The sequence below is a fragment of the Amycolatopsis sp. Hca4 genome (genome assembly GCF_013364075.1).
Lineage (GTDB): Bacteria > Actinomycetota > Actinomycetes > Mycobacteriales > Pseudonocardiaceae > Amycolatopsis.
In genome coordinates, this window is the sequence record NZ_CP054925.1 from 3550859 (window position 1) to 3558861 (window position 8003).

1 protein-coding gene is annotated in these 8003 nt (G+C 76.8%); it reads right to left on the reverse strand.

Translation table 11 applies throughout. The features are described from left to right. Positions 1 to 27: 27 nt before the first annotated feature. The gene (locus HUT10_RS15580; protein ID WP_176171874.1) at positions 28 to 7374 is read right to left on the reverse strand and encodes a type I polyketide synthase; all 7347 of its coding nucleotides are present in this window, start codon (positions 7372 to 7374) and stop codon (positions 28 to 30) included. Positions 7375 to 8003: the final 629 nt, after the last annotated feature.

Sequence of the window (8003 nt, forward strand, 5' to 3'; positions counted from 1 at the left end):
GGCCCCATCCCGTCGCGTCCCGTCCATTCAGGACAGTCCGAGTTCGTTGTCGATCAGGTCGAAGATCTCGTCGTCGCTCGCGGAGTCGAGTGCGCTGTCGTCGTGCTCGGCAACGCCCCGGCGCCGCGCGAGCACCGCCTCCAGCCGCGCGGTGACGCGGCGGCTGTCCCCGGCGCGCTCCAGCAACCGATCCAGTTCCGCCAGCACCGCGTCGTCGGTGTCGACGGCGGCGGGTGCGAGCCCGGCCAGCAGGTGCCCGGCCAGGTCGGCGGGCGACGGGTGGTCGAAGATCAGCGTGGCCGGCAGCCGCAGGCCGCTCTCGGCGGTGAGCCGGTTGCGCAGTTCCACCGCCGTCAGCGAGTCGAAGCCCAGGTCGAGGAAGCCGCGGCCGCCCTCGATGTCCGCGGCCGAGCCGTGGCCCAGCACGGTGGCGACGTGCCCGCGGACGACGTCGAGGAGGAACTCCCCGCGGTCGGCCTCCGGCACGGCGGCGAGCCGCTCGGGCAGCGCGGCACCGGACGGCGCCGCCGCTTCGGCGGTCCGGCGGGCCGGGGCCCGCACCAGCGACGCGAACAGCGGCGGCAGCCCGGCCTGCGCACCCAGCGCGGCCGCGTCGAGCTGCAGCGGCAGCAGCGCCGGTTCCGGCCGGGCGGCCGCGACGTCGAAGAGGTCGAGGCCGCGGTCGGCGGTGAACGGCACGAACGCGGACCGCGCCAGTTTCGCGCGGTCGGCTTCGCGGAGCATGCCGTCGGTGGCCCACGGCCCCCAGCCCAGCGACCCGGCGGGGAGCCCCCGGGCCGCGCGGTGCTGCGCCAGCGCGTCGAGGAACGCGTTCGCCGCGGCGTAGTTGCCCTGGCCGGGGCTGCCGAGCGTGGCCGCCGCCGAGGAGAAGAGGACGAACGCCGACAGCCCGAGGTCCCGGGTCAGCTCGTGCAGGTTCAGGGCCGCGTCCACCTTCGGCCGCAGCACCGCGTTGAGCCGCTCGGGCGTGAGGGACGCGACGACGCCGTCGTCGAGGACGCCCGCCGCGTGCACCACGGCGGTGAGCGCCGGGATCCCGGACAGCACGGCGGCCAGCTCGCGGCGGTCGGCGGCGTCGGCGGCCACGATCCGCACGTCCGCGCCGAGCTCCCGCAGCCCGGCGGCCAGCTCGGCCGCGCCGGGCGCGTCCGGGCCGCGGCGGCTCAGCAGCACCAGGTCGCGGACGCCGTGCCCGGTGACCAGCCGCCGGGCGACCAGGCCGCCCAGCGCGCCGGTGCCGCCGGTGATCAGCACCGTGCCGTCGCCGAACGACGGCGGCATGGTCAGCACGACCTTGCCGACGTGCTTGGCCTGGCTGACGAACCGGAACGCCTCGGGTGCCCGCCGGACGTCCCAGGTCCGCACCGGCAGCGGCGTCAGCGCACCGGCCTCGAACAGCGCGAGGACCTCGGTGAACAGCTCCCGGATCCGGTCCGGGCCGGCTTCGACCAGGTCGAACGCCTGGTACCGGACGCCCGGGTGCGCGGCGGCGACCGCGTCGGCGTCCCGCACGTCGGCCTTGCCCATCTCGAGGAACCGCCCGCCGCGCGGCATCAGCGCGAAGGAGGCGTCGACGAACTCGTTGGTCAGGGCGTTGAGCACGACGTCGACACCCCGGCCGCCGCTGGCCTCGCAGAACAGCTCCGCGAACCCGGTCGTGCGCGAGGAGGCGAGGTGCGCGTCGTCGAGCCCGGACGCGCGCAGGACGTCCCACTTGCCAGGGCTGGCGGTGGCGTAGACCTCGGCGCCGAGGTGGCGGGCGAGCTGGATGGCGGCCATGCCGACACCGCCGGCGCCCGCGTGCACCAGCACGGACTCCCCGGCCCGCACCCCGGCCAGGTCGACCAGGCCGTAGTAGGCGGTGAGGAAGACGATCGGCACCGACGCGGCTTCGCTGAACGACCAGCCGTCGGGGATCTTCGCCAGCATCCGCCGGTCCGCCACCGAGCGCGGGCCGAAGGAGCCGGGGAAGAAGCCCATCACCCGGTCGCCGGGCGCGAGCCCGGTGACGCCTTCGCCGCACTCCAGGACGACACCGGCGCCTTCGATGCCCATGAGCGGCTCGCCCGGGTACATGCCGAGGCCGATCAGGACGTCGCGGAAGTTCATCCCGGCGGCGCGGATGGCGACCCGGACCGTGCCCGGTTCGAGGGTCTCCGGCAGCGGGTTCGGGACCAGCGCCAGGTTCTGCAGGGTGCCGCGGCCGGTGCTGTCGAGCCGCCAGTTGCCCTCGGGCGGCTGGAGGAGCGTGCCGGAACCGGCCCGCACGAGCCGCGCGGCCAGCGCCCGGCCGTCCCGCAGGGCGAGCTGCGGTTCCCCGGAGGCGACCGCACCGAGCAGCGCCGCCGAGCGCGGGTCTTCGTCGTCGAGGTCGACCAGGACGAGCCGATCGGGGTTCTCGAACTGGGCCGACCGCAGCAGGCCCCACACCGGGGCGGCGGTGAGGTCGGGGACGCGGTCGCCGTCGGCCGCGCCGACCGCGCCGCGGGTCACCAGCACGAGCCGGGCGGTGGCGAACCGCTCGTCGGCCAGCCACTCCCGGACCAGCTCGAGCGCGAAGGCGGCCCGCTCGCGCGGCTGCGCCGAGTGCCGGATCGCCGAGAACACGTACTGCGGTTCCTCGCCGCTCTCCTCGGTCCGGCGGCCCAGTTCCGCGAGGTCCACACAGGACTCGACGGTGCCGGCCGAGCCGAGCCCGGCGACCAGGCCGAGCGGGTCCGGGCCGATGACCGCGTACCGGCCGGCCACCGGTTCGGGCAGCGGGACCGGCGTCCACTCGACCTGGAACAGCGCGTCGGCGCCGTCCGGGCCGCGCAGCTGCTCGGCCGAGACCGGGCGCAGCACGAGTGCTTCCACGGACGCGACCGGGGCACCGGCCGGGTCGGCGACGTCGATGGCGACCGCGTCCCCGGCACCGGGCCGCAGGCGGACCCGCAGCGCGGTGGCGCCGGTGGCGTGCAGGGTGACGCCGGTCCAGGCGAACGGCAGCCGCGGGCCGCTGCCACCGTCGCGCAGGCCCAGCGCGTGCAGGGCGGCGTCCAGCAGGGCCGGGTGCAGGCCGAACGCGCCCGCTTGCTGCCGTTCCGGCAGCGCGACCTCGGCGTGGACCTCCTCCCCGAGGCGCCAGGCCGCGCGCAGGCCGCGGAAGGCCGGGCCGTAGCCGAACCCGGACGCCGCGAGCGTTTCGTAGAAGCCGGTGAGGTCGACGGGTTCCGCTCCGGCGGGCGGCCACTCGGCCGCCGGGGCCGGCGGGTTCGCGGTGGCCGGCGCGAGGACCCCCGCGGCGTGCGCGGTCCAGTCGTCGCGGCCGTCCGGTCGCGAGTGGACGGTCAGCTCGCGGCGGCCGTCGGCGTCCGGGGCACCGACCGACACCTGGATCGCGACGGCGTCCCGCTCGCGCAGCACGAGCGGCGCGGACAGGGTCAGCTCCTCGACGACCGGGCAGCCGGCCTGGTCACCGGCCCGGATGGCCAGCTCGACGAACGCGGTGCCGGGCAGCAGCACGGTCCCGAGCACCGCGTGGTCGGCCAGCCACGGCTGCGCGGCCACCGAGAGGCGTCCGGTGAGGACGATCCCGTCGCCGCCGGCCAGCGGCAGGGTCGCGGCCAGCAGCGGGTGGCCCGCGTCGGTGAGCCCGGCCGCGCCGACGTCCCCGGCCGCGGCGGAGACCTCGGGCCAGTAACGCCGGTGCTGGAAGGCGTAGGTCGGCAGCGGGACGCGGCGGGCGCCGGTGACCGCGGCCGCGAGGTCGACCGGGACGCCGCGGACCCACAGCCCGGCGAGCGCGGTGGCGAACGTGCGGTCCTCCGGCCGGTCGCGGCGCAGCAGCGGCACGGCCACGACGTCCTCGCCGAGGCAGTCGGCGGCCATCGCGCTGAGCACCGCGTCCGGCCCGGCCTCGAGGAACGTCCGGACGCCCAGCCCGGCCAGGGTGGCGACGGCGTCGGCGAACCGCACCGACGCCCGCACCTGGGTCACCCAGTAGTCCGGGGTGGACAGTTCGGGCCCGGCGAGCCGTCCGGTCACGGTGGACACCACGGCCCGCTCGGCCGGGTGGTAGGTGAGCCGCCGCGCGACCGCGGCGAAGCCGTCCAGCATCGCGTCCATCCGCGGCGAGTGGAACGCGTGGCTGACCTTGAGCCGCTTGGTCCGCACGCCCGCGGCGGCGAACCCGGCGGCCAGCTCCAGCACGGCGTCCTCGTCGCCGGAGACGACGACCGAGCCGGGGCCGTTGATCGCCGCGATCCCGGCCCGGCCGCCGGTCTTGGCCACTTCGGCGGCCACGGCTTCTTCGCCGGCCCGTAGCGAGACCATCGCCCCGCCGTCCGGCAGGGCGTCCATCAGCCGGCCGCGGGCGGCGACCAGCTCGGCCGCGTCGGCCAGTGACAGCACCCCGGCGACGTGCGCGGCCACCAGTTCGCCGATCGAGTGGCCCGCCAGGTGGTCCGGCCGCACGCCGCGGCTTTCGGCCAGCCGGTACAGGGCCAGCTCCACGGCGAACAGCGCCGGCTGGGTGTAGGCGGTCCGGTCGAGCAGCGCGGCCTGATCGCTGCCGGGCTCGGCGAACACGAGCTCCCGGACCGAGTGCTCCAGGTGCGGGTCGAGGTGCGCGCAGGCTTCGTCGAACGCGTCGGCGTAGACGGGGTAGCGCGCGTAGAGCTCCCGGCCCATCCCGGCTCGCTGGGCACCCTGCCCGGTGAACAGCACGGCGAGCGGGCCGGTCGCCGCCTCGCCCGAGACGACCTCGGGTGCGGGCGTGCCGGCCGCGAGGGCCGCCAGCCCGGTCCGGAAGTCCTCGGCCGTGCTGCCGAGCACGACGGCCCGGTGCTCGAGCGCCGCCCGGCCGGTGGCCAGGGAGAAGCCGACGTCCACCGGGCTGCCGTCCACTTCGGACAGCGCGGCGGCCTGGGCCCGCAGCGCGGCCACCGACCGGCCCGAGAGCGGCCACGGCACCGGGCCGCCTGCCTCGGTCCCGGCCGCGACCGGGGCGGGTGCGGCCTGCTCGATGATGGTGTGCGCGTTGGTGCCGGAGATGCCGAAGGAGGAGATCCCGGCCCGGCGCGGCCGCTCGGACGGCCAGTCCCGGGCCTCGGTCAGCAGCTCGACCGCGCCCGCCGACCAGTCCACGTGGGACGTCGGCGCGTCGACGTGCAGCGACTGCGGCAGCACGCGGTGGCGCATGGCCATGACCATCTTGATGATCCCGGCGACCCCGGCGGCGGCCTGCGCGTGGCCGATGTTGGACTTCACCGACCCCAGCCACAGCGGCGTCTCCCGGTCCTGGCCGTAGGTGGCCAGCACGGCCTGCGCCTCGATCGGGTCACCCAGCGTCGTCCCCGTGCCGTGCGCCTCGACGACGTCCACATCGGACGGTTCGAGGCCCGCGTTCGCCAGCGCCGCCCGGATCACCCGCTGCTGCGAGGGCCCGTTCGGCGCGGTCAGGCCGTTCGACGCGCCGTCGGAGTTGACCGCCGAACCGCGGACGAGCGCCAGCACCTCGTGGCCGTTGCGCTGTGCGTCCGACAGCCGTTCGAGCAGGAGCAGACCGGCGCCTTCGGCCCAGCCGGTGCCGTCGGCCGCCTCGGCGAACGGCTTGCACCGGCCGTCGGGCGCCAGCCCGCGCTGCCGGCTGAACTCGACGAACGCGCCGGGGGTCGACATGACCGTCACGCCGCCGGCCACGGCCATCGTGGACTCGCCCTGGCGCAGCGACTGGCAGGCCAGGTGCAGCGCGACCAGCGAAGACGAACACGCCGTGTCGACCGCGACCGACGGCCCCTCCAGCCCGAAGGTGTAGGAGACACGCCCGGCGATGACGCTGGTGGTGTTCCCGGTCAGCAGGTGGCCTTCGACACCGGAGGACGCGCCGAGCAGGGTGACGTAGTCCTGGCCGTTGGTGCCGGCGAACACCCCGGTCTTCGTGCCGCGCAGCGAGTGCGGGTCGAGGCCCGCCCGCTCGAACAGCTCCCACGACGTCTCCAGCAGCAGCCGCTGCTGCGGGTCCATCGCCAGTGCCTCGCGGGGTGAGATGCCGAAGAACCCGGCGTCGAACTCCGTGACGCCGTCGAGGAAGCCGCCTTCGCGGGCGTAGCTGCGGCCGCTCTTGCCCGGGTCCGGGTCGTAGAGCGCGCCGACGTCCCAGCCGCGGTCGGCGGGGAACGGCGCGATGCCGTCGCCGCCCGCGCTCACCAGGCGCCAGAGGTCCTCCGGGGACCGCACCCCGCCCGGGTAGCGGCAGCTCATCGCGACGATGGCGATCGGGTCGTCGCCGGTGCCCGCCTCCGCGGGCAGGCCCGGCGCCGGTGCGCCGGCACCGAAGGCTTCGCCGAGCAGGCGGTCGGCCAGGTCCGCCGGGGTGGGGTGGTCGAACACGAGCGTCGAGGGCAGGGCGAGGCCGGTTTCGGCCACCAGCGCGTTGCGCAGCTCGACCGCGGTGAGCGAGTCGAAGCCCAGGTCCTTGAAGGGCCGCGCCGGTTCGATCGCTTCGGCGCCGTCGTGCCCGAGTACCGCGGCGGCGCGGGCGCGCACGACGTCCAGGAGCACGCGACGGCGTTCGGGGGCGGGCAGCGCGGCCAGGCGCTCGGTCAGCTCGGCCGAGCCGCTTTCGCCGGGGCCTTCGCCGGCGTCGAACTCGGGCAGTTCGGCCATGAGCGGCCGGGACCGGGCCGCGGCGTACGACGGCGCGAACCGGGCCCAGTCGACGTCGGCGACGACGACCGTGGTCTCCCCCAGCTCGACGGCCTGCAGCAGCGCGCGCATCCCGAGGCCGGGGTCCAGCGGGAGGAGCCCACGGCGGCGGAGCAGTTCTTCACCCTCTTCGGAGGCGCCCATCCCGGCGCCCGCCCACGGGCCCCAGGCGATCGAGGTGGCGCTCTCGCCGCGGGCCCGGCGGTGTTCGGCGAGCGCGTCGAGGTGCGCGTTGGCCGCCGCGTAGGCGCCCTGGTGCCCGCTGCCCCAGACCCCGGCGATCGAGGAGAAGAGCACGAACGCTTCGAGGCCGGCACCGAGCAGCTCGTCGAGGTGGGTGGCGCCGTCCACTTTGGCGCTGACCACCTCCGCGAAGTCCTCCGGGGACGACTCGGTGATCGGGGTGAACCGGCCGTGGCCGGCGGCGTGGAAGACCGCGCCGATCGCGCGGCCGCTCAGGACCTCGGCCAGTGCCGCGCGGTCGGCGACGTCGCAGGCCACGATCTCCGGCTCGGCGCCGAGGGCGCGCAGCTGCGCCGCGAGGTCGGCCGCGCCCGGGGTGTCCGGGCCGCGGCGGCCGAGCAGCAGCAGGTGCCGGACACCGCGGGCGGCCAGGGTCCGGGCGAGCGCGCTGCCCAGTGCCCCGGTGCCGCCGGTGATCAGCACGGTTCCGTCCGGGGTCCAGCCGCGCGGCTCGGCACCTGCCGGGCGCGGACGAGCCGGGGCACGAACGCGCCGGACGGCCGCAGGGCCACCTGGTCTTCGCCGGTGCCCGCGGCCAGGAGGGCGGCGAGGCGGTCGTGACCGCGGTCGTCGAGCGCGGCCGGGAGGTCCAGGAGGCCGATCTCGCGGCCGGTGAGCTCGAGGGCGGCGACCCGGCCGAGGCCCCAGACCTGCGCGCGGGCCGGCTCGGGAGCGGGGTCGGAGCGGCCGGTGCGCACGGCGCCGGTGGTGGCGAGCCAGAGCGGGCCGGGCCGGTCGGCCTGCAGCACGGTGAGCGCCTCGTCGAGGTCCGCCGGGAAGGCGAGCGTCCCGGCGATGTCCTCCCCCTCGCTCCAGCTCGTGCGGACGTCCGCTCCCCGCTCGGCCAGGCCTTCCGCGATCCCGGCGGGAACGGTGCCGACGAGCAGCCAGGTGCCGGTCGGCCGGCCGGCGGGCAGCGGGTGCGGCCGCCAGGCGACGCGGTAGCGCCACGACCCGAGGGTGCTCGCTTCGCGGTGGCGGGCGCGCCAGGCGTGGAGCGCGGGCTGGATGGCGGCGGCGAGGTCGTCGTCGACGGCGAGGTCCCTGGCCAG